Below are 26,643 nucleotides of genomic sequence, written 5' to 3'. Positions count from 1 at the left end.
TCCCGATGACTAGTTTGCATGCCGACGAGGCTTTCCTCGGCCATTACCAGTTGAGTCATGACCCTTTCGCTCCACGGGTGCCTGGCTTCAAATTCTTCCCGGCCCAGCGCAAACCGGTGCTGGGGCAACTGCATCATCTGGCCCGTTACAGTCAGTTGTTGCTGGTGGTCACTGGCCCTCAAGGTAGCGGCAAAACCCTGTTGCGTCAGGCGCTGGTGGCCAGCACCAACAAACAGTCAGTGCAGAGTGTGGTGGTTTCCGCCCGTGGCGCCGGCGATGCAGCCGGTGTGCTGTATCAGGTGGCTCAGGCGCTGAACGTCGAGCAGGCTGAAATCGGCGCGATCCTGGCCCAGGTGGTCCAGCTTGCCCTTACGGGGCAGGAAGTCTATTTGCTGGTGGATGACGCCGAGCAACTCGACGAGTCCGCGCTGGAAGCCTTGCTGGCCCTGGCTGCCGGCGCGCCGGAAGGTCGTCCGCACGTGTTCCTGTTCGGCGAGTCTTCGCTGATTGCCCAGCTTGAAGCGCTGAGCCTTGAGGAAGAGCGTTTCCACGTCATCGAATTGCAGCCCTACACCGAAGAAGAAACCCGCGAGTATCTGGATCAGCGTCTCGAAGGTGCTGGCCGGGGAATCGAACTTTTCACCGCGGATCAGATCTCTGATATTCACGAAAGCTCCGACGGTTGGCCTGGCAACATCAACCAGGTCGCCCGCGATGCAATGATCGAAGCCATGATTGCCAGCCGCTCAGCGGTCAAGCGTCCAAGTATGGGGTTCAACATGCCGAAGAAACACGTATTGGCGATTTCCGCCGTCGTGGTGGTCGCGGTAGCTGCCGCCTGGTTGATGCCGGGTCGCAGCAAAGCACCGACCACCGGCGCGCCTGCCAACGAACAGGCGCAACTGCCGCTGGGGCAGGGCACGCCAAAAACTGACGGCAACGGCGCTCCTGCCGTAGAGTTCGCCGGTAACTCACAACCGATGCCATTGCCGTTGGTCGGTAATTCGCAGCCGGTGATGCGCGGTCCGCTGGCCGAAGCGGCCGGTGGCATTACCGAAGGCGACGACGGGGTGCCAGTCGAGGGTTCCAGTGCCACACCACCAACCGTGACCACCACCGCGCCGCCTGCAGGCGTTCCGGCGGGACCTGCGCCAACACCGGCCGCCAAGCCGACGCCTGCGCCGACTCAGGTCGCGACTGCCAAGCCAGTAGCGCCGGTTGCCAAGCCAGCCCCTGCGCCTGTTGCCAAACCGGCTCCAGCGCCGGCCAAGCCTGCGGTAGTGGCCAAACCCGCCGAGAAGCCAGCTACCGTGGCCAAAGCCGCTGGTGGCAGCTGGTACGCAGGCCAGGCGCCGGGCAACTACGTGGTGCAAATCCTCGGCACCAGCTCCGAAGCGACCGCACAAAGCTTCGTCAAGGAGCAGGGCGGCGAGTACCGTTATTTCAAGAAAGTACTCAACGGCAAGCCGTTTTACGTCATCACCTACGGTAGCTTCGCCAACCGCGATGCAGCCGTTACCGCCATCAAGGCCTTGCCAGCGAAGGTTCAGGCTGGTAAACCTTGGCCTCGCACTGTCGCCAGCGTCCAACAGGAACTGGCAACAACTCGCTGAAGATTCGGCGGCCTTACCCAGGCCGCCTCTCCAAGCACCTCAAAATTTCTGCAAGCGCATGCCGTCTTTAGGGTCTGTTGGCGCTTGCTGACGACCGCGTTGCGCGCCAACATGCGCGAGGCTGCGTTGCGGGATTTGCCAAGGGAAGAGCCATTGGCAGCATCCCGCGCCTTGCCCCACGCACGTTGGCATCACAACGCGGTTCGTCAGCAAGCACCAACAGACCCTGGACCGCGTGCCTTGTGGTGTCTGCGTCACAGTAGTCTTTGAGTCGCTGCGGTCAAAATTAAAAAAGTTTTGACTAGCACAGCATATCGCTTTAAACCTTTCACAAATGCGACATGGATTTGCGACATTTCGTCGTCAAATTTGTGGGCCTCTGTGTCGGTGTGTACAATGACCTCCCTTTTGCCCCCGCAAAGCTGGCGTACGTCCGGCGTGGATGGTAACTGGTTGAATTGAAAAGAAATTTGCCTCGATAAGAGGCAGCCTGGTGAGAAAGTGTCTATGAAAGCAGGTCTGTACCAACCAGATGAATTCAAGGATAACTGCGGTTTCGGCCTGATAGCCCATATGCAGGGCGAGCCCAGTCATACCCTTTTGCAAACGGCCATTGAGGCCCTGACCTGCATGACCCACCGCGGTGGGATCAACGCCGACGGCAAGACCGGTGACGGTTGCGGTCTGCTGATTCAAAAGCCGGATGTGTTCCTGCGTGCCATTGCCCAGGAAACCTTCGGTGTCGAACTGCCCAAGCAATATGCCGTGGGCATGGTCTTCTTCAACCAGGATCCGGTCAAAGCCCAAGCCGCTCGCGAGCACATGAACCGCGAGATACTGGCCGAAGGTCTGACCCTGGTCGGCTGGCGCAAAGTGCCGATCGACACCAGCGTCCTCGGCCGCCTGGCCCTCGAGCGCCTGCCGCAGATCGAACAAGTGTTCATCGGTGGTGACGGCCTGAGCGATCAGGACATGGCGATCAAGCTGTTCAGCGCCCGTCGTCGTTCGTCCGTGGCCAATGCCGCCGACGTCGATCACTACATCTGCAGCTTTTCCCACAAGACCATCATTTATAAAGGCCTGATGATGCCGGCGGACCTGACCGCCTTCTATCCAGACCTGAGCGACCAGCGCCTGCAAACCGCAATTTGCGTGTTCCACCAGCGCTTCTCCACCAACACCCTGCCGAAATGGCCGCTGGCTCAGCCATTCCGCTTCCTCGCCCACAACGGCGAGATCAACACCATTACCGGCAACCGCAACTGGGCCCAGGCCCGTCGCACCAAGTTCACCAACGATCTGATGGATCTGGAAGAACTCGGCCCGCTGGTCAACCGCGTCGGTTCCGACTCCTCCAGCATGGACAACATGCTCGAGCTGATGGTCACCGGTGGCATCGACCTGTTCCGTGGCGTGCGGATGATCATTCCGCCTGCGTGGCAGAACGTCGAAACCATGGACCCGGACCTGCGTGCGTTCTACGAATACAATTCGATGCACATGGAACCGTGGGACGGCCCGGCGGGCGTGGTGATGACCGACGGTCGTTACGCGGTGTGCCTGCTCGACCGTAACGGTCTGCGTCCGGCGCGTTGGGTCACTACCAAGAACGGCTTCATCACCCTGGCGTCCGAAATCGGTGTCTGGAACTACCAGCCTGAAGACGTGATCGCCAAGGGCCGCGTTGGCCCGGGCCAGATCTTTGCCGTGGACACCGAAACCGGCCAGATCCTCGACACCGACGCCATCGACAACCGCTTGAAGTCCCGTCATCCGTACAAGCAATGGCTGCGCAAGAATGCCCTGCGCATTCAGGCGACCATGGAAGACAACGACCACGGTTCGGCGTTCTACGACGTTGACCAGCTCAAGCAGTACATGAAGATGTACCAGGTCACGTTCGAAGAGCGCGACCAGGTGCTGCGTCCGCTCGGCGAGCAAGGCTACGAAGCTGTCGGTTCGATGGGCGACGATACGCCGATGGCCGTGCTGTCCCAGCGCGTGCGTACGCCGTACGACTATTTCCGTCAGCAATTCGCGCAGGTCACCAACCCGCCGATCGACCCGTTGCGTGAAGCCATCGTCATGTCGCTGGAAGTCTGCCTCGGCGCCGAGCGCAACATCTTCCAGGAGTCGCCGGAACACGCCTCGCGCGTGATCCTCAGCTCGCCGGTCGTTTCCCCGGCCAAGTGGCGCTCGCTGATGAACCTCGATCGTCCGGGCTTCGAACGCCAGATTATCGACCTCAACTACGACGAGAGCGTCGGCCTCGAAGCCGCAGTGCGCAATGTCGCCGATCAGGCTGAAGAAGCCGTTCGCGCCGGTCGCACCCAGATCGTGCTGAGTGACCGTCACATCGCTCCGGGCAAGTTGCCGATCCACGCTTCGCTGGCGACCGGCGCGGTGCACCATCGCCTGACCGAAAAAGGCCTGCGTTGCGACTCCAACATCCTGGTAGAGACCGCGACTGCTCGTGATCCGCATCACTTTGCAGTGCTGATCGGTTTCGGTGCCTCGGCGGTCTATCCGTTCCTGGCCTACGAAGTGCTGGGCGACCTGATCCGCACTGGTGAAGTGCTGGGCGACCTCTATGAGGTGTTCAAGAACTACCGCAAAGGGATCACCAAGGGCCTGCTCAAGATCCTGTCGAAGATGGGCATTTCGACCATCACGTCGTATCGCGGTGCGCAGTTGTTCGAAGCCATCGGCCTGTCCGAAGAAGTCTGCGAACTGAGCTTCCGTGGTGTGCCAAGCCGCATCAAGGGTGCGCGCTTCGTCGACATCGAAGCTGAGCAGAAAGCCTTGGCGGCCGAAGCCTGGAGCCCGCGCAAGCCGATCCAGCAGGGCGGTCTGTTGAAGTTCGTCCACGGTGGCGAATATCACGCCTACAACCCGGACGTGGTCAACACCCTGCAAGCCGCTGTGCAGCAGGGCGACTACGCCAAATTCAAGGAATACACGTCACTGGTGGATAACCGCCCGGTGTCGATGATCCGCGACCTGTTCAAGGTCAAGACCCTGGACACGCCGCTGGACATCAGCGAGATCGAACCGTTGGAATCGGTGCTCAAGCGCTTCGATTCCGCGGGCATCTCCCTTGGCGCCCTGTCGCCGGAAGCCCACGAAGCCCTGGCCGAAGCCATGAACCGCCTCGGTGCGCGTTCCAACTCCGGCGAAGGCGGCGAAGACCCGGCGCGCTATGGCACCATCAAGAGCTCGAAAATCAAGCAGGTCGCCACTGGCCGTTTTGGTGTGACCCCGGAATACCTGGTCAACGCTGAAGTGCTGCAGATCAAAGTCGCTCAGGGCGCCAAGCCCGGCGAAGGCGGTCAGTTGCCAGGTGGCAAGGTCAACGGTCTGATCGCCAAGCTGCGTTACGCAGTGCCCGGCGTGACCCTGATTTCGCCTCCGCCGCACCACGACATCTATTCGATCGAAGACTTGTCGCAGCTGATTTTCGACCTGAAACAAGTCAACCCGAAGGCTTTGGTCTCGGTGAAGCTGGTGGCAGAAGCGGGCGTCGGCACTATCGCTGCCGGTGTGGCCAAGGCTTATGCGGACTTGATCACCATCTCCGGCTACGACGGCGGCACCGGTGCATCGCCGCTGACCTCGATCAAATACGCGGGCGCACCGTGGGAACTCGGCCTGGCCGAAACCCACCAGACCCTGCGTGGCAACGACCTGCGCGGCAAAGTCCGGGTGCAGACCGACGGCGGCCTGAAAACCGGCCTCGACGTGATCAAGGCCGCGATTCTCGGCGCTGAAAGCTTCGGCTTCGGCACCGCGCCAATGATCGCCCTGGGCTGCAAATACCTGCGTATCTGCCACCTGAACAACTGCGCCACCGGCGTAGCGACCCAGAACGAGAAGCTGCGCAAGGATCACTACATCGGTACCGTCGACATGGTGGTGAATTTCTTCACCTACGTCGCCGAAGAAACCCGTGAGTGGCTGGCCAAACTGGGCGTGCGCTCCCTCGAAGAGCTGATCGGTCGCACCGATCTGCTGGAAGTGCTTGAAGGCCAGACCGCCAAGCAAAATCACCTGGACCTGACCCCGTTGCTCGGCAGCGATCACATCCCGGTCGACAAGCCTCAGTTCTGCCAGGTCGACCGCAACCCGCCGTTCGACAAAGGCCTGCTGGCCGAGAAGATGGTCGATTTGGCCACCTCGGCGATCAACGACCTGAGCGGCGCGGATTTCGCCCTGGATATCTGCAACTGCGACCGTTCCATCGGTGCGCGGATCTCCGGTGAAATCGCTCGCAAGCACGGCAACCAGGGCATGGCCAATGCGCCGATCACCTTCCGCTTCAAAGGTACTGCCGGTCAGAGCTTCGGCGTTTGGAACGCCGGTGGCCTGAACATGTACCTGGAAGGCGACGCCAACGACTACGTCGGCAAAGGCATGACCGGCGGCAAACTGGTCATCGTTCCGCCGAAGGGCAGTATCTACAAGACTCAGGACAGCGCCATTATCGGCAACACCTGCCTGTATGGTGCCACCGGCGGCAAGCTGTTCGCCGCCGGCACCGCGGGCGAGCGTTTTGCGGTGCGTAACTCCGGTGCTCACACCGTGGTGGAAGGCACAGGCGATCACTGCTGCGAGTACATGACCGGTGGTTTTGTCTGCGTTCTGGGCAAGACCGGTTACAACTTCGGCTCAGGCATGACCGGCGGTTTCGCCTACGTGCTCGACCAGGACAACACTTTCGTTGACCGGGTCAACCACGAACTGGTGGAAATCCAGCGGATCAGCGGTGAGGCGATGGAAGCCTATCGCAGCCACCTGCAACGCGTGCTGAACGAATACGTCGAGGAAACCGACAGCGAGTGGGGTCGTAACCTCGCTGAAAACCTCGATGACTATCTGCGTCGTTTCTGGCTGGTCAAGCCCAAGGCTGCCAACCTGAAATCGTTGCTTTCCAGCACCCGTGCCAACCCGCAGTGATATGCGCCTGAAGAGTTTGATGAGGTTTTAACAATGGCTGAACGTCTGAATAACGACTTCCAGTTCATCGATGTCGGGCGCAAGGATCCGAAGAAGAAACTGTTGCGTCAACGCAAGAAAGAGTTCGTGGAAATCTACGAACCCTTCAAACCCCAGCAGTCGGCCGACCAGGCCCACCGCTGCCTGGGTTGCGGTAACCCGTATTGCGAATGGAAGTGCCCGGTGCACAACTTCATTCCCAACTGGCTGAAGCTGGTGGCCGAGGGCAACATCCTCGCCGCCGCCGAGCTGTCGCACCAGACCAACACCTTGCCGGAAGTCTGCGGTCGGGTGTGTCCCCAGGATCGTCTGTGCGAGGGTGCCTGCACCCTCAACGACGGTTTTGGTGCGGTGACCATCGGTTCGGTCGAGAAGTACATCACCGATACCGCATTCGCCATGGGCTGGCGCCCGGACATGTCCAAGGTCAAACCCACCGGCAAGCGTGTCGCGGTAATCGGCGCGGGCCCTGCCGGCCTGGGCTGTGCCGACGTGCTGGTACGTGGCGGCGTGACCCCGGTGGTGTTCGACAAGAACCCGGAAATCGGTGGCCTGCTGACCTTTGGTATCCCCGAGTTCAAGCTGGAAAAGACCGTGCTGAGCAATCGCCGCGAAGTCTTCACCGGCATGGGCATCGAGTTCCGCCTGAACACCGAAGTGGGCAAGGACGTGACCATCGAGCAACTGCTCGAAGAATACGATGCCGTGTTCATGGGCATGGGCACCTACACCTACATGAAGGGTGGCTTTGCCGGTGAGGATCTGCCGGGTGTGCACGACGCGCTGGATTTCCTGATCGCCAACGTCAACCGCAACCTGGGCTTTGAAAAGTCGCCAGAAGATTTCGTCGACATGAAAGGCAAGAAGGTCGTGGTACTGGGTGGCGGCGACACGGCGATGGACTGCAACCGCACTTCGATCCGCCAGGGCGCCAAAGCGGTGACCTGTGCGTATCGTCGTGACGAAGCGAACATGCCGGGCTCGCGTAAAGAGGTGAAGAACGCCAAGGAAGAAGGCGTGAAATTCCTTTACAACCGCCAGCCGATCGCGATCGTCGGTGAAGACCGTGTCGAAGGCGTGAAGGTGGTCGAGACCCGTCTCGGCGAACCGGACGCCCGTGGCCGCCGCAGCCCCGAGCCGATTCCGGGCTCCGAAGAGATCATCCCGGCTGACGCCGTGGTCATCGCCTTCGGCTTCCGTCCAAGCCCGGCGTCGTGGTTCGAGCAGTTCAGCATCCAGACCGACAGCCAGGGCCGCGTCGTGGCGCCGGAACAAGGCCAGTACAAGCACCAGACCAGCAACCCGAAAATCTTCGCCGGTGGCGACATGGTGCGCGGTTCCGACCTGGTGGTAACGGCGATCTTTGAAGGCCGCAATGCCGCTGAAGGGATCCTGGATTACCTGGGCGTCTAAACCGCTATCCAGAGTTGGAATGCAATTCCTGTGGGAGCTGGCTTGCCAGCGATAGCATCGCCTCGGTCTAACTGAAAGACCGAGGTGTCCGCATCGCAGGCAAGCCAGCTCCCACAGTGTTTTTTGGTGTGGCCAAAACTGTGTTCCACCGCGACAAATTGACCCGATAGACAAAAGGAACGGCTCTTGCCGTGCCTTTTGCGTCGCGCTCTGAGAAAATGCCCGCACTTTTTTTCCGGATGCCGACATGACTGCCCTGAAGAACGACCGTTTCCTTCGCGCCCTGCTCAAGCAACCCGTAGACGTCACCCCCGTGTGGATGATGCGTCAGGCCGGTCGCTACCTGCCTGAATACCGCGCCAGCCGTGCCAAGGCCGGTGACTTCATGAGCCTGTGCATGAACCCGGCGTTCGCTTGCGAAGTCACGATGCAGCCCCTCGACCGCTATCCGCAACTGGATGCGGCGATCCTGTTCTCCGACATCCTGACCATTCCCGATGCCATGGGCCAGGGCCTGTACTTCGAAACCGGTGAAGGTCCGCGCTTCAAGAAAGTCGTCAGCACCCTGGCCGACATCGAAGCCCTGCCGATTCCTGACCCACAGAAAGACCTCGGCTACGTCATGGACGCGGTCAGTACCATCCGCCGTGAACTGAACGGTCGCGTGCCGCTGATCGGTTTCTCTGGCAGCCCGTGGACCTTGGCCACCTACATGGTTGAAGGCGGCTCGTCGAAAGACTTCCGCAAGACCAAGGCCATGCTCTACGACAACCCGCAAGCCATGCACCTGCTGCTGGACAAGCTCGCACAGTCGGTCACCTCGTACCTCAACGGCCAGATCCTGGCGGGTGCGCAAGCGGTGCAGATCTTCGACACCTGGGGCGGCAACCTCTCGGCGGCGGCCTACCAGGAATTCTCCCTGGCCTACATGCGCAAAATCGTCAGCGGCCTGATCCGCGAACACGAAGGCCGCAAAGTGCCGGTCATCCTGTTCACCAAGAACGGCGGCCTGTGGCTGGAAAGCATTGCTGACGCCGGCGCGGATGCGCTGGGCCTGGACTGGACCTGCGACATCGGCGAAGCCCGCCAGCGCGTCGGCAACAAAGTCGCCCTGCAAGGCAACATGGACCCGACGGTGTTGTACGCCAAGCCAGAAGCGATTCGCGCCGAAGTCGGCCGGATCCTCGCCAGCTACGGCAAGGGCAGCGGTCACGTGTTCAATCTTGGCCACGGCATCACCCCGGAAGTCGATCCGGAGCACGCAGGTGCTTTCCTGCGTGCGGTGCATGAGTTGTCGGCGCAGTATCACGAGTGATTGTCGCCCAATAAAAAACGCCCGGCTTATGCCGGGCGTTTTTGTTTGTGGTTCAGAAAATGAGAAGTGGATGCAGTTCATTGTGGGTGCGTCAGGCTTTCACATTTTCCAACGGCGGCAACTTCGCCAGCTTCAACGCCACCAACAGCGCAACCACCAGTAACCCGCCAATGAACAAACCAATCCCGTTCCAGCCACCCAAGTGCCAGGCTACGCCCCCGGCAGTACCGGCGATACTCGACCCGGCGTAATAGCTGAACAGATAAAGTGACGACGCCTGCCCCTTGGCCTTTATCGCCCGTCGACCAATCCAGCTACTGGCCACCGAATGCGCGCCAAAGAAGCCAAACGTGAAGATCAGCATGCCAATGATCACCACCGGCAACGGCGTGAGCATGGTCAGGGCGAGGCCGGCGATCATCAGCACGATGGTTGCCCACAGCACTTTGCGCCGGCCGAGCTGGTCGGCCAGGGCGCCGATTTTCGCCGAACTGTAGATGCCCGACAGGTACACCACCGAGAGCAGCCCGACGAAGGCCTGGTCCATGTGGTACGGCTCGGCCAGCAAGCGATAGCCGATGTAGTTGAACAGGGTGACGAACGCGCCCATCAGCACAAAGGCCTCGACAAACAACAGCGGCAGGCCGGCGTCGCGAAAGTGCATGGTGAAGCCGTCGAGCAGGCTGCGCGGGTGCAACGAGCGGGCGCGGAAGTTGCGCGACTCGGGAAGGATCTTCCAGAACACCGCGGCGGCAATCAGCGCCAGGCCGCCGATCACCAGCATCGCCGTGTGCCAGCTGACGAAGTCGATCAATACGCCGGTGATCAGTCGTCCGCTCATCCCGCCGATGGCGTTTCCACCGATGTACAGGCCCATCGCCAGGCCGATGTGCTGCGGGTGGATCTCTTCGCTCAGGTAAGTCATGGCCACCGCTGCCAGGCCGCTCAAAGACAACCCGATCAACGCGCGCATGATCAATACGCCTTCCCAGCTCGGCATCATCGCGCTGGCCATGGTGAACAGCGCTGCGGCGAACAACGCGGTCACCATCACTGGCTTACGCCCGACGCGGTCGGAAATCGGGCCGGTGATCAGCAGGCCGATGGCGAGCATGCCAGTGGCCACCGACAGGATCAGACTGCTCTGCGCAGCATTGATGGAATATTCGTGGGACAGCAACGGCATCATCGGTTGCACGCAGTAGAGCAATGCAAAGGTCGCGAAACCGCCCGAGAACAGCGCCAGCACCGTGCGCATGAACATCGGGGTGCCTTTTTCGATGTAGATCTCGCTTCGCTCGGCGACGACATCATCCAGCGCGGCGGGCGGAATTTCATGGGCGAGTGGGGCGACAGCAGTTTTCACTTCGAACCTCGGAGGGCGCAGCCAGTCAGGCAATGGAAAAATCATATAGCTGGCTAATGTTTCTATCCAATATATTGTTCGACCTGTTTGATAGGTTTAACGACCTAATGGAGTTCACATGGAATTGCGTCACCTGCGCTACTTCATTGCCGTCGCCGAAGAATTGCATTTCGGCCGCGCCGCCCAAGTGCTGGGCATCTCGCAACCGCCGTTGAGCCAGCAGATTCAGGCGCTGGAGCAGGAGGTGGGAGCACGTCTATTTGAACGGACCAATCGTCGGGTCGAACTCAGTGAGGCCGGTCGGCTGTTTCTGGAAGAGGCGCGGCTGGCGCTGGCTCAGGTCGACAAAGCGGCGGATGTGGCTCGGCGGGCACAACTTGGTGAATTGGGTGAACTGAAGATCGGCTTCACCTCGTCGGCGCCGTTCAACTCGACCATTCCCCAAGCGATTTTCTCCTTTCGCCAGCGCTTCCCGGCGGTGCACCTGAACCTGCGGGAAATGAGCAGCACCCAAGTGGCCGATGCATTGGTGGATGAGTCGATCGAGGTCGGCATCATGCGACCGTTGGGGTTGCCGGACTCGCTCAGCGTAGTGGAACTGATGCGTGAGCCTCTGGTGGCGGTGCTTAGTTCCAAGCATCCGCTGGTGACCGATAGCGAAGAGGGCTTGTTCCTCTCAGCCCTGGCCCTCGAACCGTTCGTATTTTTCCCACGCAGTTATGGCAGTGGTCTGTATGCGCAGTTGCTCAGCCTGGCACGGGATGCCGGCTTCAGCCCGCACTTCGCCCAGGAGGCGGGTGAGGCGATGACGATTATTGGGTTGGTGGCGGCGGGACTGGGTGTGTCGGTGTTGCCAGCGTCTTATCAGCGGATGCGTATTGATGGTGTTGTGTATCGGCCTTTGCTCGACCCGGAAGCGGTGTCGGCGGTGTGGCTGGTGCAGCGCAAGGATCAGAAGTCGCCGATGGCCAAGGCGTTTGTGGAGTTGTTGACGCGTAAGGTTGAACCGCTAACACCATGATTGCGAGCGCCCGAAAGAGGGACATTTCAGGTTACGGATCTGCCTTGGTTATTTACCCGATTCTTGCGCAGAATCGTTTTTTTTCGATGAGTGCCATGGATGCCACTTCGATATCAACCCAAGGAAGGCAGCGTACTGATTTGCGACTTCAGGGGTTATGAAGTCCCGGAGATGATCAAGGTCAGACCTGTTGTCGTAATACGCAAACACAGGACCAATAGTTTGTTGGTGACAGTCGTACCCCTGAGCACCACCGCCCCGGACTGTGTACTTGACCATCATCTGAAGCTTGCGAATCATCTGCACGGAGCCAGTCCGATCTGCTGGGCAAAATGCGACATGGTTGCGACGGTAAGTCTCTCCAGACTGGACCGGATCAAAAGTCGGGATCGTCAGGGAAAGCGCGTTTATCTCATTTCACAACTTGCAACAGATGAGTTTTTTGCAATCAAAGCCGCAGTCCGTAGCGCTCTTGGTCTGTGATGGCACTAGAGGTGGCGCGACCGGCGAATTGCCAGCCGTTGTCGTGCGTTCAATTTAAAGCAATACTGCTGATGTTCCCGAAAGGGGCTTGTGAGACTCTGAGGATTCTGGGCAACCAGCCATCGCAGAGCCAGACAGGTAAAGGGCAATGACAAGCCGACCTGTTTGTGAAAGGGCGTCGAAAGGCGCCCTTTGTCGTTTCTGGTGTTACTGAACCTTCGCCAAATCCCCTTTCAACGCAACGCCCGCCATGAGCGCCCCAGCGTGGCACTCATAGGTCTTGGCATCCTTGCGCTCATTTTTCTTGTAGAAGCTGACGATGTTGGTCACGGCGTTGGCGCCGGCGTTCTTCGCTGCCTGGTGCAGGCTGATGATTGCCGATTGCGCGACCCATTCGCAGGCCACTTCGTCAGACTTGTTGAAGGCGTTGGTTTTCTTGTTGGTCACGGCACCGGCGCTGAGCACGGTGACGTTGCCAGTCGGTGTATTGCCTGCCAGGTAGAACTTCACGCTGCCATCGATTTTGCCGGCGCGGGTTGCTTCGGCGACTGCTTTGTCAAACGGCAGGTACAGCGCCGTGTCTCGCGCCTGGCTGATGCCCGGCAAGGCGCAAATCAGCAGAGTGGCGGCAGCGAGTTTCTTGAAGTGCATGGTGGTCTCCTTGACCTTGGTATTTCGTTTACGACCAGCGGCGGAAAATCAACGAGGTGTTGACCCCGCCAAAAGCGAAATTGTTGTTCATCACGTACTCGTTGCTCATCTGCCGGAATTCACCGCGCAGGTAGTCGAGCTTGCCGCACTGCGGATCGACCTCATCGAGGTTGAAGGTGTGCACATACACATCGCGATTCATCATTTCGATGCTGAACCAGGACTCCAGCGCGCCGCAGGCCCCCAAGGTGTGGCCGAGGAAACTTTTCTGCGAACTGATCGGCATGTGTTCGCCGAACAAACTGCTGGTCGCCAGTGTTTCGGCGATGTCGCCCTGTTCTGTAGCCGTGCCGTGACCATTTACATAACCGATGGCGGTCGGTGCGAGCCCGGCGTCTTCCAGGGCCAGCTCCATGGCTCGGCGCATGGTGATTTGTTCCGGGCGGGTGGCGTGCTGGCCGTCGGCGTTGCTGCCGAAACCAACGATCTCGGCGTGGATGCGGGCACCGCGCGCCAGGGCGTGTTCGAGCTCTTCGAGTACCAGCATGCCGCCGCCTTCACCGATCACCAGGCCATCACGGTCAGTGTCGTAAGGGCGAGGGCTGGTTTGCGGGGCATCGTTTTTCAGGCTGGTGGCGTAGAGCGCATCGAACACCATGGCTTCGGTCGGGCACAGTTCTTCGGCGCCGCCGGCGAGCATCAGCGGCAGGCGGCCGAACTTGATCGCTTCGTAAGCGTAACCGACGCCCTGGCTACCGCTGGTGCAGGCGCTGGAAGTCGGGATCAGTCGGCCAGTGAGGCCGAAAAAGATGCTGATATTTGCCGCCGTGGTGTGCGGCATCATTCGCACGTAGGAGTTGGCGTTCAGGCCTTCGGCCACGGAGTTGAGCAGCATGTTGCCGAACGCCTTGATCTCGTCGGTGCTGCCGGTGGACGAGCCGCAGGCCACGCCCATGCGCCCGTCCTTGATCGATTCGTCGCCCAGCAGCCCGGCGTCCGCCAAGGCTTGTTCAGCCGCGCCCACTGCCAGTCGCGACACTCGGCCCATGCTGCGCAGTTGCTTGCGCGTCCAGTGGCCTGGCACCTGGAAGTCGTCGATCGGCCCGGCCAGGCGAGTGTTGAGTTCGCTAAAACGATCCCACTCGTCCATGCGACGGATGCCGCTGCGGTTGGCGGCGAAGTTGGCGGCGATGGTGTCCCAGTCGCTGCCCAGTGAGGTGATGCCGGCCATGCCGGTGACGACGACGCGCTTCATCAGCACAGGCCTCCATTGACGGCCAGAACCTGCCGGGTGATGTACGACGCTTCCGCCGACATCAGGAAATTTACGGCACCGGCTACTTCTTCAGGGGTGCCCATGCGTTGTGCGGGGATCATTTTCATCAGTTCTTCCACCGGCACGTTTTCATCGAGCATCGCCGTGTCGATCAGGCCGGGTGCGACACAGTTGACGGTGATTTTGCGCTTGCCCAGTTCAATCGCCAGCGCTTTGGCCGCGCCGATCAAACCGGCCTTGGACGCGCTGTAATTGACCTGCCCGCGATTACCGATCAGCCCGGACACCGACGTAATGCAGACGATCCGCCCGGCGGCGCGACGACGGATCATCGGCATCATCACCGGATGCAGCACGTTGTAGAAACCGTCGAGATTGGTGCGCATCACCACATCCCAGTCGTCTTCGCTCAGAGCCGGGAAAGCACCGTCGCGGGTCAGGCCGGCGTTGAGTACCACGCCGTAATAAGCGCCGTGGGTTTCGACATCGGCTTCGAGGATGGCTTTGCAACCCGCGCGGTTGCTGACGTCGAATTGCAAAATGCGCGCCTGACGCCCCAGGGCCTCGACTTCGGCTTTTACAATTTCGGCATCCGCGAGACCGCTGCGGCAATGCAGCACGATGTCATGCCCGGCCCGGGCCAGACGCAGCGCAATGGCGCGGCCGATACCACGGCTGGAGCCGGTGACCAGTACGGATTCAGTCATCACTCGACTCCTTGGGGTTCATGCAGATATTGAGCGGCTTGAGGCGGGCGGAACACGTTCAGCCGGGCGGTGGCGTGGATGCCGGGAGCGGTGATGTGGCATTCGAACACGCCCATGCCGTTGTCATCTTCCAGCGAGCGTATCCCGTGGATGGTCAGCTCGGTGCCGGCGGGGAAGTGTTCCACGTTGCATTCGAATTTACGGGTGCCGAGCAGGAAACCCAGTTCCACCGCATTGCCTTTCTGGCGCGCATGGCAGCCGGCGTACGCGGCGACGCTCTGAGCCATCAGCTCGATGCCGACCCAGGCCGGCAGGCTGCCGTCGGGGCGATTGAACAGGCCACCGGGTTTGACGGTGAGGCGGGTGTGAATCTGCTCGTCATCGAACGACAGGATCTGATCGATGAGGATCATGTCGCCAGCGTGAGGCAGCAGGTCGGCGAGCGGCCAGGTAATCATGGGGCGTCTCCGATAATCAGGCTGACGTTATTGCCACCGAAGGCAAAGGAATTGCTCATCAGGTAGCGCGGTGCAATGGACGTCAGGCGGTCGCTCGGGGTCACCCAGTGCAAGGCTGGCAATTGCGGGTCGGGCTGGCCGTCCCAGACGTGGGGCGGTAGGGCGTGCTCGCGGTTATCCGCGCTCAGGCTCAACCAGCAGAACGCCGCTTCCAGGGCACCGGCGGCGCCGAGGGTGTGGCCGGTCATCGGTTTGGTCGACGAGCAGGGCACGCCTTTGGGGAACAGCGCCGTTACAGCCAGGCTTTCCATGGCGTCGTTGTGTTGGGTGGCGGTGCCGTGCAGGTTCAGGTAACCAATCTGCTGGGGTTGCAGGCTCGCGCGGCTCAAAGCTTTGCGCATCGCTTGCTGGGCACCCCGCCCGGTCGGCTCCGGTGCGGAAATATGGTGTGCATCGGAGCTGGCGCCGCTGCCGAGCAGAGCAATTGGTTGGCGGTTGCCGGCGGTTTTGCTCATCAGGAACAGCACCGCCGCTTCGCCGATATTGATGCCATTGCGGTTCACCGAAAACGGGTTACAGCGCTCTGCGGACACCGCTTCCAGAGCCGAGAAACCGTTGAGGGTCAGCTTGCACAAACTGTCGACACCGCCGCACAACACAGCGTCGCACATGCCCAGGTCGAGCAGTCGTTGGGCACTCATCAACGCGCGGGCGCTGGAGGTGCAGGCGGTGGAAATCACATACGCCGGGCCACTCAACTGCAGCCAATCAGCGAGAAAAGTCGCCGGCGCGCCAAGTTCCTGTTGCTGGTAGTCATAACCGGCAGGGAAGTGATGCTCACGGATGTAATGGGCCAGACCGCTGCTGGCCTCGTGAATGCCTGAGGTGCTGGTGCCCAGGATGACGCCGATACGGTCACGGCCGTAGGTCTGGATCGCTTGCTCGATGTCTTCGCGAATTTGCAGCGCGGCCTCCAGCAGCAATTGATTGTTGCGACTGCTTTGATGCGCCAGCTCAGGCGGAATCGGCGCCAGTTCACCGCGTACCGCCGCCACAGGCAACGAGCGTTCCGCAACCCAGCCGGCTTCACTGCGCATGCCCGAGCAATCGCCAGCAAACAGATTGCGGGCTACTTGCTGCTTGTCGCGGCCGAGGGCGCAGATCACCCCGAGGGCGTTCAGATAAGCTGTCATGGCGTGTACTCGCCTAGCGGAGTGACGCGATAGTGTGGGCCTTGGGACACGTTCAATTCGAAGCTCAGTGGTTGTGAGTAGCGGATGTTCCAGCGCGGTGACAAGGAGCGTTGCTCGCCCTGCTGCAGGGCGGCGGGATAGTTGCCGTGCAATTCTCCCGCAGGGGTCAACGCAAACAACAAGGCAGCGAACAGTTCCCGGGCTTCCGGATTGGGCGGCAGCAGACCATCGGCCTGCCACTGGCCATCGATCAGTTTCTGCCGTGCCACGGGAATACCCAAAGGGTCCATCATCGACCAGCGAATGCCTGGACCTTCACGCTGGATCACCAGCAGCCAGTCCTGACGCTGTTCGGCCATCTGCCGTTCGATATGCAATTGCAGCGGCAACGCCAGGTTCGGGGTTCGCTCGGGCAGCGGTGCCTGGCTGGCGCAGGCGCTCAGCAACAGGGCACAACCCAGGAGCAGGAAACGAATCATCAGGCACACCCTTCAAGAGGCTTGCGCGCGACCACATTGACCAGGGTTTCTTCCCGTTGGCCAAAAGGTTTCGGCTGGCGCAAACCGAAGCGTTCGAGCAGGCCGAAATCCTTGGCGCGACTCCACCACAAATAGGGATAAGACACGTTCTGCGGGCCGAATTCGAAGCCCTGCCGACGAATCATATCCAGGTACCCGGCCGCACTCTTTTGCACGTGCATCGGGTGGCGGAACAGCCAGCGAATCACCCACGTATCAATGTAAGCCTCGGTGGACTCGGCGAACAGCAAATAGCCGCCTGGCTTGAGCACCCGATAGAACTCCGCCAGGGCCTGATCCTGCTCGACAAGGTGATGGAAGGTCTGGTGACAGAACAGCAGATCGACGCTCGCATCGGGGACGGCGAGGGTAGCGCAGTCACTGCCGATCAGCTCCACATCCATACCCTGGCGGGCCGCTTCCTCGCCGCTCAGGTTCAGGCTGTGAGGGTCGGCATCCAGCCCGATCAGGCGCTGAGGCGCAAAGGTCTGGCGCAGGTACTGGAACGATTTGCCCTGGCCACAACCGGCATCCAGCAGTACCGGGTTGGCGGGCAATGGCGCGCTGAACAGGCCGCGCAAATCGTTTATCGCCACGCGCAACACATGGTGCTGCCAGGTGTGACTGCGCAGGAACCAGAAACCGAAACGGGTTTCTTCGACGTAGTTATCGCTCAAATAACTCATGTCGGATCCTGTGCGCAAAGGTCCGAGATCATCCGCAGTCGACGTTTGGCTTCGCTGACGAACGGGTTGCGTTCATCCCAGGCGTAGCCGGCGAGGATAGAGCTGATCATGCGGCGGATATCCGCTGTGCCGCCCTGATAGAAAATCACATCCTGAAAGGTCCCGGCGTACCAGCCTTCGACGTAGCAGCGGAAGGTGTCGACGCCGCGCTTGAGCGGTTCGGCGAACTCGGTCTGCCAATCGACGCTTTCACCTTGCAGTTGGCGGTGCAGCACCCCGGCGGCCATGCTCGCTGAACGCATGGCGATGGTCACACCGGAGGAGAACACCGGGTCGAGAAATTCCGCCGCATTACCCAGCAGGGCGAAACCTTGGCCATGCAAGGTTTTGACGTTGGCCGAATAGCCGCCGATGGTCCGCGCGGGGGTATCCCACACGGCGTTGTCCAGCACACCGGCCAGGCTTGGGGTTTGGGCGATGAAGCCGCGCAGGCAGTCGTCCAGATTCTCGGTGCGGCCTGCGAAGTGTTCGGCGGCGGCCACAACGCCCACCGAGCAACGGCCGTTGCTGAACGGGATGGTCCAGAACCAGATGTCGCGCTGGGTCGGATGGGTAGTGATGAGGATTTTCTCCCGGTCGAAAGCCGGGCTGTCGATACGGTCTTCGACGTGGGTGAACACGGCCTGGCGCACCGGGAAGTTCGACGGTGCTTCAAGGTCCAGCAAGCGCGGCAGCACACGACCGTAGCCGCTGGCATCGAGCACGAAATCGGCCTCGACGCGGTATTGGCTGCCGTCTTCGCGAAGCACATCGAGCTGCGGTTTCGCCAGGTTGAAATCGACACTGACGATGGCTTCGCCGTAGCGGACGTCGACACCTTGCAGTTCAGCCTGATCGGCCAGCAGCTTGTCGAAATCGGCACGCTGGACCTGGAACGTGGTCGGCTTGCCGTTGCTGAACGTGTCGCCGAAATCGAAGGCGCTGTACTGATCGCCCCAGGCGAATGCCGCACCGTTCTTGCGCTGGAAACCGGCGGCATTCACCGCCTCGAGCATGCCGGCTTCTTCGACGAAATCGAGGCAGTGGGACAACAGGCTTTCACCGATGGAAAACCGTGGGAAATGCTGGCGCTCGATCATCAGCACATCATGACCTTTACGCTTGAGCAGTGCAGCGGCGATGGCGCCCGAGGGGCCGGCACCGATCACCACCACCTGGCGACGTTCCACTTCAACTGTTGGCACGAGAGCTCCTTGCCGGGGCGGCGATGTTCAAAGGGATTCGGTGCATGCCGGCCAATGCTGGCAGCAGGGTTGCGATCAGGCCCATCAACATCAGCGCGAAATACAGCGCCGGGCTGATGAGCTGTTGCTGCAGCAGCAGGTTGAGAAAGACGATCTCGCTCAGGCCACGAATGTTCAGCAAAAGACTTTCCCGCCAGCGGCTGGCGCCTTCAAACGAGGCGCCGCCCCAGCCCAACCCCAGCCAGTTGCCCAGCAGTTTGCTGGCAATCGGTAGCAGCAGGAGTACCGCCAGTTGCACCCAGCCGAGGCTGGCCATGGCGCTGTGCACGTTGATCTGCACGATGCCGAACGTGAGGATCAGCGGGATGGCGATCCAGGTCTGCAAACGGCTCATCCACGCGGCCGGCAATGGCAGCACCAGCGGCACCTTGAGCGTGGCCATGCACAGCAGATAGCCGATGCCGAAGATCAGCGCATTGAGCTTGAAGTGTTCGGCGACCACCAACAGCGCGAAGAAGCAACCGCTGTGCAGCAATGGTTGGCGCAACCCGAGCAGTCGCAGCAACAACGGCAGGCAGGCGCCGGCCAGCGGCAGCAAGAGGCTGCTCAAGTGCAGGCTGCCCTGGGCGAAAGCGAACAGGGTCCAGCACGTCAGGTCAATCAGGATCGCGGTCTGTACCAGGCGTCGGGTGGCGGAGGGCGGGTAGTTGATGTGTCGCAGGTACAGATACAACACCGGAATCGCGGTGATGGCGAACAACAAACCGATCGCCAGCGAGCTGATCCACGGCTGCGGCGGCAACAGCCAGACCGCTGTCGCCAGCCCGCAGGCAAACGGAACGCAGAAGCTCGGCAGGGCGATTTTCAGGCTCTGGCGATCCAGCCGCAGGTCGATTACGTCGCTAAGAATGTGCCCCAGCAGCAAGGCAAAGCCCAGGCTGTAGAGGTTCTTCAGCCAGCCCGGCGAGATCAGGTCGGCACCGCTGAGGTGCCAGCCCGGTTCAATCCAGAAGTACATCAGCAGCGGCAGGCCGAAGGTCGCCAGCAACAACTGGCTGACGATTGGAATCAGCCCGAAATGACGACCGACACGGGTAGCCATGGCGAACAATACCAGGGCCATTACCCAGAACGCCGCGACCATCACGCTGTCGGCTCCGCAACGGTGGCGGCGTGGGTTTGTCGTCCGGCCCACGGCGCCAGGATGAAGCTGTACGCCAGGCCGAGGCTTACCGACAGACCGAAATTGCTCACCGCCGGTGTGCTGGACACCGCCAACAGGCCGAACGACAACCATGTGGTCACCGCTGCCAGCAAGGTGCCCAGCAGGCTCGCCGCGGCACCGCCGATCTGTTCGCGCATGAGGATCGCGTAATCGACGCTGATGGCCGTCACCAGCAGCAGGCCGAACAGGCTGAACAGCGTCAGCGGCTGACCGAGCCAGCCGAGGCTTGCCAGGCTGCACAGGGCCGCCAGCAACGGCAACGAGACGATTCGCAACGCGCCACCGAGACCGAAGGGCAGGATCAGCACCAGCACGATCAACACGCAGGAAGCGAGTTTCAATTCAGCGGCGCTGATTTGGGTCGCGGCGAACACCTTGTTCAAATCACCGAGACGGTCCACCAGTTCCACACCCGGCAAGTCCAGCGCCTGGGCCCGTAACAGCGTGGGATTGTTCAAGCCTTGCAGGCTGACCATCGCGGCCACGCCGTCTTCGGTCGGCCCCAGCCACAGCGTGCGATAAGGCTCGGCCAATGGACCGATCAGCGCCGCATCGATGTCTTCGACGGGCAGCGCCTGCAACGTTGCCAGCTCGGCTTGCAACGCGGCGGCCGGCACGCCGAGGTCGAGTAACGGTTGCCAGAACTGCGGGAGCTTGTTCAGTGCTTCACGCACTTTGCGCTGTTCGCTTGGTTGGCTGACCAATTGATTGAGCGACAGATAACCCTGGAGTTTTTCCAGATTGACCAACTGATCCAGACGCTCGTTCAGCGCGGTCTGGCGTTCGAGCAATTGCTGCTGATTGGCCGCGCGCACCAGGAAGAACTGGCTGGTGGGTTGATAACCGGTGATGCGTGCAATGGTCTGGGCTTCGTCAGTCAGTTGCTGCGGTGCGCCGACCCATTGGCGAATATCGTTTTTGGTCTGGAGCTGCAACAAACCGCCGACACAAAAGGCGATCAGCAGTGCCAGCAGCACCGGCGAGCGTACGTATTTGAGCAACGTTTCACGCAGCGCCAGCAATTTTTCGGCGATGCGCATCGGCCACTGCGCCGGGCGCAGATCCGCGCCCTTGAGCAGCGCCGGCAGTAGGCAGACGGCCGACAGATAGGCGCCAAGCAGGCCGGCGGCGGAAAACACGGCAATCTGGGTCAGGGCCGGGAACGGCGTCCAGGCCAGGGCCAGGTAGCCGATGCTGCTGGTGATCAGGCTCAGCGTCAGCCCCGGCAGGGTCAGGCGTAACGCCGGCCAGCTGTGCCAGGGTCTGAGGCTCCAGCTTTTGGACAGGTAATGCAGCGGGTAATCCACCGCCACGCCGATCAGGCTTGAGCCCAGCACCAGCGTCATCACATGCATGTGCCCGAACAGCGCCACGCAGGCCACCGCGCCGAACAGCATGCCCACCAGCACCGGGACGAACGCCAGCAATACCCGCCAACGCCGGAAGGCCAGCAACAACAGCAACAAAATTCCGACCGTGGCGCCGCCGCCGACCCAGGTCATCTCGCGAGTCGCTTGCCGTTGACCGCTGGCGGCATACAGCAGGCCGCTGGCGGCAAGCAGTTGCACATCCGCCTGGGCGGCTTCTTCACGACTGTGTTGCAGCAGGTCGGCCACTTGCAGCGGCAGGTTCATGTCGAAAGCATTGCCGACGCTTCGCGCCCGCAGCATCACCCAACTTTTGCCGTCGGCATCGGCGACCAGCGCGCCGCTGCCGATGTCCAGCTGCACTGAACCGCGCTGTGGCTGGCTGTTCTGAATACGCCCGGTCAGGCCGAGCCAGTCGTCCTGGCTCGGCACCAGGCTGAAGCCGGTGAACGGGTCGAACAGGGCTTGTACCCGTTGCTGGATAAAGGCGTCGGGGTGCTCGATGAGTTGTTGCCGATCGGCCGCGGACAGCATCGCCAATCGGCCTTGCAGCAATTGAGTGCGCAATGCGGGCAAGTCGGCCTGCAGGGTCCACTGGACCTTTTCGAACACGCCGCTGGCCTGCCATTGCTCGCCGAGTTTCTGCGCCATGGCGATGGCTTGCTGGCGGTCTTTATGGCCGACCAGCACCAGCATTTCCCGGTTCAGCGGTTCTTGCATGCGCTGTTCGGCGCGCAGTTCCAGCGCGTCCGGTGCCGTGCCTGGCACCAACTCCATCAGGTTGGCCGACAGTGGTGCGTCGTCACGCCATTGCCAGCCGGCGAGTGCGAGCACCGCCAGCAGCAGGATCAGGAACAGCCGCGGCAGCATCCGTTCACTCGGCAAAGTCATGTTGCTCCGCATCGCTCAAAGGTTGGGCGCTGGTGCTGTCCTGCATGCGCAACAGGGTTCGATCACCCTGGGTTTCGAGCAGCTCGATGCTGTGCACCAGTTCGCCGCCATCAATGTTGATTTGATTGAACACCTGCTTGAGCAGCATCGAGCGCGGGGTCAGAGTCAGCTTCCAGTTCTGGGCATCGCCGCTCAGCGCAAGCTCGAAGTCCCGTTGCAAGCCGCTGCTGTCGCCTTGCAGCACCGCGAGGAACAAACGGTTCTGCTCGGCACCGGCACTCTTGTTCGGCAGCATTTGCCAACCGTTGGCATCACGCCGGGCAATGCCCTTGGCGCTGATGCGGTAGTCCTGTTGCAGCGGTGTTTTCAGCAGCCAGAGCAGGCCATGATTCTTCGCCAGAACGAAGGTGCCCTTGCTGGTGAGCGGCTGGGGCAGGGCGCGCAGGTGTTTTTCCTGGATGAAGTTGCCGTGGATCACATCGGGTTTGGCCAGTTGATCGCTCAGTTGTTGCAGATCGAAGGCCTGTGCCAACGATGAAAGCCCGAGCAATGCTAAAGCGCCAAGGCATTTGAAAAACGAATTCATGGCAGCACCCTTTCAACCGCGTCGGTAAACACCTTGGGTGAAGCCAGCTGCATTTCGCGGCTGCTCATGTCGACGGCGACCTGCACTGAAACAGCGCGGGTCAGGCGTTCGCCGGTCGCCAGATCGCTGATCAGGTAATTGATCTTCAGGCGGTTTTCCCACTCCACCAGGCTGGCGCGCACATTCAGCTTCTGGCCGAACACCGCGCCGCGTACATAGCGCAGCTGCAAGTCGATCACCGGCCAGGCATAACCCGACGCCACCATGGCGTCGTAGTTGTGGCCGATCCTGTCCAGCAGCGCACAGCGGGCGACTTCCAGGTATTTGACGTAATGGCCGTGCCAGACCACGTTCATGGTGTCGACGTCAAAGAACGGTACGAGGATTTCCGTGTCGGTGTGAAGCACTCCCTTGCTACGCATGCAGCCTCCAGTGTTGTGCGGCGATACGTTGCAGGCACAGGCGCAATTCACCTTCCAGAGCACGGTCTTCGATGACCGGTGGGAAGTCCCTGGCCAACTCTTCGTGCATCGCGGCCAGGGCCGGTGGCAGTGGCCGCGCGTCTTCAGCCTGGCCACGCAGCCAGACGCCCTGGTTGGCGGCGAGCAAGGTAGCGGCGGCGACCTGTTCGGTCAGCTCCAGCACGCGGATGGCGTCGCGGGCGGCGATGGTGCCCATGCTGACTTTGTCCTGGTTGTGGCACTCGGTGGAGCGTGAGAAAACACTGGCCGGCATGGTGTTTTTCAGGGCTTCGGCGGTCCAGGCGCTGGTGCCGATCTGCACCGCCTTGAAGCCATGGTTGAGCATCGCGCGGTCGGCGGTGGCGCCGGACAGGTTACTCGGCAAACCATGGTTGTAACGCTCATCCACCAACAGGGCGAGCTGGCGGTCAAGCAAGTCGGCGACGTTGGCCACCAGCGTCTTGAGGCTGTCCATGGCGAACGCGATGTGGCCGCCGTAGAAGTGCCCGCCGTGCAGCACACGTTCGGCTTCGGCGTCGATGATCGGGTTGTCGTTGGCGCTGTTGAGCTCGATCTCGATAAATGAACGCAGCCAGTTCAGGCTGTCGGCCAGTACGCCGAGTACGTGCGGCGCGCAACGCAGGGAGTAACGGTCTTGCAGGCGATGCAGCGGCGCGGTCGGCGCATCGATCGCCAGATCCTTGCGCAACCACGCAGCGACTTGTGTCTGCCCTGGATGGGGCTTGGCGGCGAACAGGCGCTCGTCGAAATGCTCCGGGTTGCCTTGCAGGGCGACCACGTTCAGTGCGGTGATGCGCGTGGCCAGTTGCAGCAGGTAATCGGCACGAGCGAACGCCAGGCAGGCGATGCCGGTCATGACGGCAGTGCCATTCATCAGGGCCAAGGCTTCTTTGGGACGCAGCACCAGCGGTTCCCAGCCGAGTTCGCGGTGCACATCGGCGGCTTGTCGACGTAAACCGCGGAACATCACTTCGCGCTCGCCGGACAAGGTGGCGGCGACATAGGACAGTGGCGTCAGATCACCGCTGGCGCCCACCGAACCTTCTTCCGGAATCAACGGCAGAATGTCGTGTTCAAGGAACGCTTGCAGGCGCTCCAGCAGCTCTACCCTTACCCCGGACACGCCTTGGCACAACGACTGCAAACGCGCCGCCAGCACCGCGCGGGTCGCTTGGGCGTCGAGCAGTTTGCCCAGGCCGCAGCCGTGGAAGGTATACAGGTGACGGGGCAGGGCTTCGACGTGGTGCAGCGGTACCGCCACCACGCAGGAGTCGCCGTAACCGGTGGTCACGCCATAGATCACGCCTTCCTTGTCCAGCAGGGAGTCAAGGAACTGCGGACCCTTGGCGATGCGCTGGCGAAACCCGGCGTCGCCTTGCAACTGCGTCGGCACCTGACGGTTGGCCAGGGCCAGCACGTCTTCGATGCGCAAAGGGAGCTCGCCGAAGGTTACCGGCTCAAGCGTTGGCGTCGTCATCGGTCTTCCAGAAAGGGTAAAAGTTGAACCATTGTTGGGGTGCTTCGAGGCAATAGTGACCCAAGCGTTCGGCGTAGCGGGAGGCCCACTGATGAATGACCTGTTCGCGGTCGTTGCGCTTCCATACCACCGCCTCGGTGAACGGTTCGAGGGTCAGTCGATAGTCGCCCGTGGGTTTTTTCAGGCACAGCAACAGATTGACCGGGCATTTCAGCAGCCCGGCCAGCAGCCAAGGGCCTTGGGGGAAGGCTGCCTGATGACCGAGAAAATCCACCGTCACGCTGCGCCCGCCATGCAGTGGTACGCGGTCGCCGGCGATGGCCAGCCATTCGCCGCGTTCCAGGCGTTCATGCAGTTGCAGCATGATCACCGGGTCCAGCTCGCTGACCTGAATCAACCGCAGATTGGTTGCCCCGGCTTCGCCCAGCAGACGGTTGAATTGCTCGGCGTGCTTGGTGTGCACCAGCACGTTCATGGTGACTTTCTCACCGATCTCGGCCAACGCCCGGCAGACCTCGAGATTGCCCAGATGTGCGCCTACCAGCATTTGCCCGCGTATGCCGCGCAGTTGATTGCGCAGCAGAGCCGGGTCGATGATTTCGATCTGCTCGATGCTCAGCTTGCCATTCCACACGTCGAGTTTGTCGAGCATGGAGTCGGCGAAGGCCATGAACTGGCCGAACACCCGCCAATGGGTCGGGCGCAATTCAGTGCGAGTGCTCCAGTCGGCGAGCCGCTGCTGGTATTGCCAGGCGCTTTGGCGGGCGCTGCGTCCGAACAGGAAAAAATACAGCACGATGCCATACAGAAGTGGGCTCAATAGTCGGCGGCCCAGCACTTTTGCGCAGAATGCGGTGAACTTCATCAGCCAGAAACTGCCACGCTCCTGGCGGTCGGCCCAGTGCTGTTTGTCTGCGTTGTCGCTCATGCTCGCCACCGTCGCCAGAGGATCACCGGAGCCCGCAGCAACATGCCGAAGAATAGCCGGGTGTGCATGCCCGAAATCAGCACGTTGTCGTAGAACAGACGGAAATGCGAAACGCCATCCAGAGGGTAATGGACCCTGGTTTTCAGCCACTGCATCGGCAGATTGCGCCAGGCCAGGCGAACCAGAATGTCGGAGTCGAAGTCCATGCGCTTGCCGATCCTGGCCGAGTCGATCAATGCCAGGGTTGGCGGTAATGGATAGACACGGAAACCGCACATCGAGTCGCGAATCTGAAGCGATAGGGTGTTGATCCAGACCATGACGTGAGTCAGGTAGCGGGCGTACAAACGACCTTTCGGCACGCTGGCGTCGTATTGTGGATAGCCACAGATCACCGCCTCGGGATGGTTGCGTGAGTATTCGATGAAGACTTTGACGTCTTGCAGGTCGTGCTGGCCATCGGCATCCACCTGCAAGGCATGGCTGAAGCCCAGGCGCGAGGCCTCCCGCAGGCCGGTCATCACTGCGCCACCCTTGCCCTGATTGACGGTGAGCCTGATCAGGTAAACTCTGTCGCGCTGCGCCAATTGGTCAAGCACCTTCGCACAGGCCGGGTTGCTGGCATCGTCCACAAGAATGCATGGCAGGCCATTGGCGAGCAACGCTTCGAGCACAGCGGTGATTGCGGTTTCGTGGTTGTAGACCGGGATGACGGCGCAGGGGTTATGCATCTGAAACCTCCACAGAACCC

General features: G+C 61.1%; 22 protein-coding genes. 6 read left to right on the top strand and 16 right to left on the bottom strand.

Annotated features, from left to right (window positions below):
- Nucleotides 1–5 precede the first annotated feature (5 nt).
- The 4 genes from ACZ9BB_RS21900 (at nucleotide 6) to hemE (ending at nucleotide 9,333) form a co-directional block, all read left to right on the top strand.
- Nucleotides 6–1,613 (top strand): AAA family ATPase, encoded by a 1,608-nt coding sequence (locus ACZ9BB_RS21900; RefSeq protein WP_476216152.1) that lies wholly within the window; start codon nucleotides 6–8, stop codon nucleotides 1,611–1,613.
- Between the two features lie 507 nt (nucleotides 1,614–2,120).
- Nucleotides 2,121–6,566 carry a glutamate synthase large subunit gene (gltB, locus tag ACZ9BB_RS21895; RefSeq protein WP_476216150.1) on the top strand — a complete coding sequence of 1,482 codons (4,446 nt, stop codon included), beginning with the start codon at nucleotides 2,121–2,123 and terminating at the stop codon, nucleotides 6,564–6,566.
- Nucleotides 6,567–6,599: 33 nt separating this feature from the next.
- A complete protein-coding gene (locus tag ACZ9BB_RS21890; protein WP_476216148.1) occupies nucleotides 6,600–8,018 on the top strand; it encodes an FAD-dependent oxidoreductase in 1,419 nt (472 codons plus the stop codon).
- A gap of 247 nt (nucleotides 8,019–8,265) precedes the next feature.
- Nucleotides 8,266–9,333, top strand: coding sequence for a uroporphyrinogen decarboxylase (hemE, locus tag ACZ9BB_RS21885; protein WP_018928609.1), 1,068 nt, complete (start codon nucleotides 8,266–8,268; stop codon nucleotides 9,331–9,333).
- A 91-nt stretch (nucleotides 9,334–9,424) separates the two neighbouring features.
- Here the strand turns inward: hemE and ACZ9BB_RS21880 are convergent, their stop codons facing one another.
- Nucleotides 9,425–10,699, bottom strand: a complete 1,275-nt coding sequence (locus ACZ9BB_RS21880; protein ID WP_476216145.1) for an MFS transporter — start codon at nucleotides 10,697–10,699, stop codon at nucleotides 9,425–9,427.
- A gap of 118 nt (nucleotides 10,700–10,817) precedes the next feature.
- On the opposite strand from ACZ9BB_RS21880, the gene ACZ9BB_RS21875 reads away from it, so the two are divergent.
- The gene (locus tag ACZ9BB_RS21875; RefSeq protein ID WP_476216144.1) at nucleotides 10,818–11,720 is read left to right on the top strand and encodes a LysR family transcriptional regulator; all 903 of its coding nucleotides are present in this window, start codon (nucleotides 10,818–10,820) and stop codon (nucleotides 11,718–11,720) included.
- Between the two features lie 99 nt (nucleotides 11,721–11,819).
- A complete protein-coding gene (locus tag ACZ9BB_RS21870) occupies nucleotides 11,820–12,203 on the top strand; it encodes a type II toxin-antitoxin system PemK/MazF family toxin (protein WP_427626619.1) in 384 nt (127 codons plus the stop codon).
- A gap of 207 nt (nucleotides 12,204–12,410) precedes the next feature.
- On the opposite strand, the gene ACZ9BB_RS21865 is transcribed toward ACZ9BB_RS21870, so the two are convergent.
- Genes ACZ9BB_RS21865 through ACZ9BB_RS21795 form a run of 15 tightly spaced genes read right to left on the bottom strand, consistent with a single transcriptional unit; the run spans nucleotide 12,411 to nucleotide 26,623 of the window.
- Complete coding sequence (locus ACZ9BB_RS21865) at nucleotides 12,411–12,854, bottom strand: excinuclease (RefSeq protein WP_476216141.1); 444 nt, start codon at nucleotides 12,852–12,854, stop codon at nucleotides 12,411–12,413.
- A gap of 28 nt (nucleotides 12,855–12,882) precedes the next feature.
- Nucleotides 12,883–14,109 (bottom strand): beta-ketoacyl-ACP synthase, encoded by a 1,227-nt coding sequence (locus tag ACZ9BB_RS21860; RefSeq protein ID WP_476216139.1) that lies wholly within the window; start codon nucleotides 14,107–14,109, stop codon nucleotides 12,883–12,885.
- Complete coding sequence (gene fabG, locus ACZ9BB_RS21855) at nucleotides 14,109–14,837, bottom strand: 3-oxoacyl-ACP reductase FabG (protein WP_476216137.1); 729 nt, start codon at nucleotides 14,835–14,837, stop codon at nucleotides 14,109–14,111. The genes ACZ9BB_RS21860 and fabG overlap by 1 nt, the downstream gene beginning before the upstream one ends.
- Entirely contained in the window at nucleotides 14,837–15,295 is a 459-nt protein-coding gene (locus ACZ9BB_RS21850) for a hotdog family protein (RefSeq protein WP_476216135.1), read from the bottom strand. Before ACZ9BB_RS21850 ends, fabG begins: the two co-directional genes overlap by 1 nt.
- A complete protein-coding gene (locus ACZ9BB_RS21845; protein WP_476216133.1) occupies nucleotides 15,292–16,488 on the bottom strand; it encodes a beta-ketoacyl-[acyl-carrier-protein] synthase family protein in 1,197 nt (398 codons plus the stop codon). The genes ACZ9BB_RS21850 and ACZ9BB_RS21845 overlap by 4 nt, the downstream gene beginning before the upstream one ends.
- Entirely contained in the window at nucleotides 16,485–16,967 is a 483-nt protein-coding gene (locus ACZ9BB_RS21840) for a DUF3261 domain-containing protein (RefSeq protein ID WP_476216131.1), read from the bottom strand. The genes ACZ9BB_RS21845 and ACZ9BB_RS21840 overlap by 4 nt, the downstream gene beginning before the upstream one ends.
- Nucleotides 16,967–17,692: a class I SAM-dependent methyltransferase gene (locus tag ACZ9BB_RS21835; protein WP_476216129.1), complete on the bottom strand. Its 726-nt coding sequence runs from the start codon at nucleotides 17,690–17,692 to the stop codon at nucleotides 16,967–16,969. The genes ACZ9BB_RS21840 and ACZ9BB_RS21835 overlap by 1 nt, the downstream gene beginning before the upstream one ends.
- Nucleotides 17,689–18,936: an NAD(P)/FAD-dependent oxidoreductase gene (locus ACZ9BB_RS21830; RefSeq protein WP_476216128.1), complete on the bottom strand. Its 1,248-nt coding sequence runs from the start codon at nucleotides 18,934–18,936 to the stop codon at nucleotides 17,689–17,691. Before ACZ9BB_RS21830 ends, ACZ9BB_RS21835 begins: the two co-directional genes overlap by 4 nt.
- Complete coding sequence (locus tag ACZ9BB_RS21825; RefSeq protein ID WP_476218380.1) at nucleotides 18,923–20,080, bottom strand: sodium:proton antiporter; 1,158 nt, start codon at nucleotides 20,078–20,080, stop codon at nucleotides 18,923–18,925. The genes ACZ9BB_RS21830 and ACZ9BB_RS21825 overlap by 14 nt, the downstream gene beginning before the upstream one ends.
- Nucleotides 20,080–22,419: an MMPL family transporter gene (locus ACZ9BB_RS21820; protein WP_476216126.1), complete on the bottom strand. Its 2,340-nt coding sequence runs from the start codon at nucleotides 22,417–22,419 to the stop codon at nucleotides 20,080–20,082. The genes ACZ9BB_RS21825 and ACZ9BB_RS21820 overlap by 1 nt, the downstream gene beginning before the upstream one ends.
- Nucleotides 22,403–23,005: an outer membrane lipoprotein carrier protein LolA gene (locus ACZ9BB_RS21815; RefSeq protein WP_476216124.1), complete on the bottom strand. Its 603-nt coding sequence runs from the start codon at nucleotides 23,003–23,005 to the stop codon at nucleotides 22,403–22,405. The genes ACZ9BB_RS21820 and ACZ9BB_RS21815 overlap by 17 nt, the downstream gene beginning before the upstream one ends.
- Nucleotides 23,002–23,427, bottom strand: coding sequence for an acyl-CoA thioesterase (locus ACZ9BB_RS21810; RefSeq protein ID WP_018928594.1), 426 nt, complete (start codon nucleotides 23,425–23,427; stop codon nucleotides 23,002–23,004). The genes ACZ9BB_RS21815 and ACZ9BB_RS21810 overlap by 4 nt, the downstream gene beginning before the upstream one ends.
- On the bottom strand, nucleotides 23,420–24,964 hold the full coding sequence (locus ACZ9BB_RS21805) for an HAL/PAL/TAL family ammonia-lyase (protein ID WP_476216122.1): 1,545 nt from the start codon (nucleotides 24,962–24,964) through the stop codon (nucleotides 23,420–23,422). The genes ACZ9BB_RS21810 and ACZ9BB_RS21805 overlap by 8 nt, the downstream gene beginning before the upstream one ends.
- Entirely contained in the window at nucleotides 24,945–25,892 is a 948-nt protein-coding gene (locus ACZ9BB_RS21800) for an LpxL/LpxP family acyltransferase (RefSeq protein ID WP_476216120.1), read from the bottom strand. The genes ACZ9BB_RS21805 and ACZ9BB_RS21800 overlap by 20 nt, the downstream gene beginning before the upstream one ends.
- On the bottom strand, nucleotides 25,889–26,623 hold the full coding sequence (locus tag ACZ9BB_RS21795; RefSeq protein WP_476216118.1) for a glycosyltransferase family 2 protein: 735 nt from the start codon (nucleotides 26,621–26,623) through the stop codon (nucleotides 25,889–25,891). Before ACZ9BB_RS21795 ends, ACZ9BB_RS21800 begins: the two co-directional genes overlap by 4 nt.
- Between the last annotated feature and the right edge of the window lie 20 nt (nucleotides 26,624–26,643).

This window comes from Pseudomonas sp. TE3552 (assembly GCF_056278945.1).
Note: the sequence above shows the minus strand (reverse complement) of the source record. Positions and strands in the feature narration are given on the sequence as shown.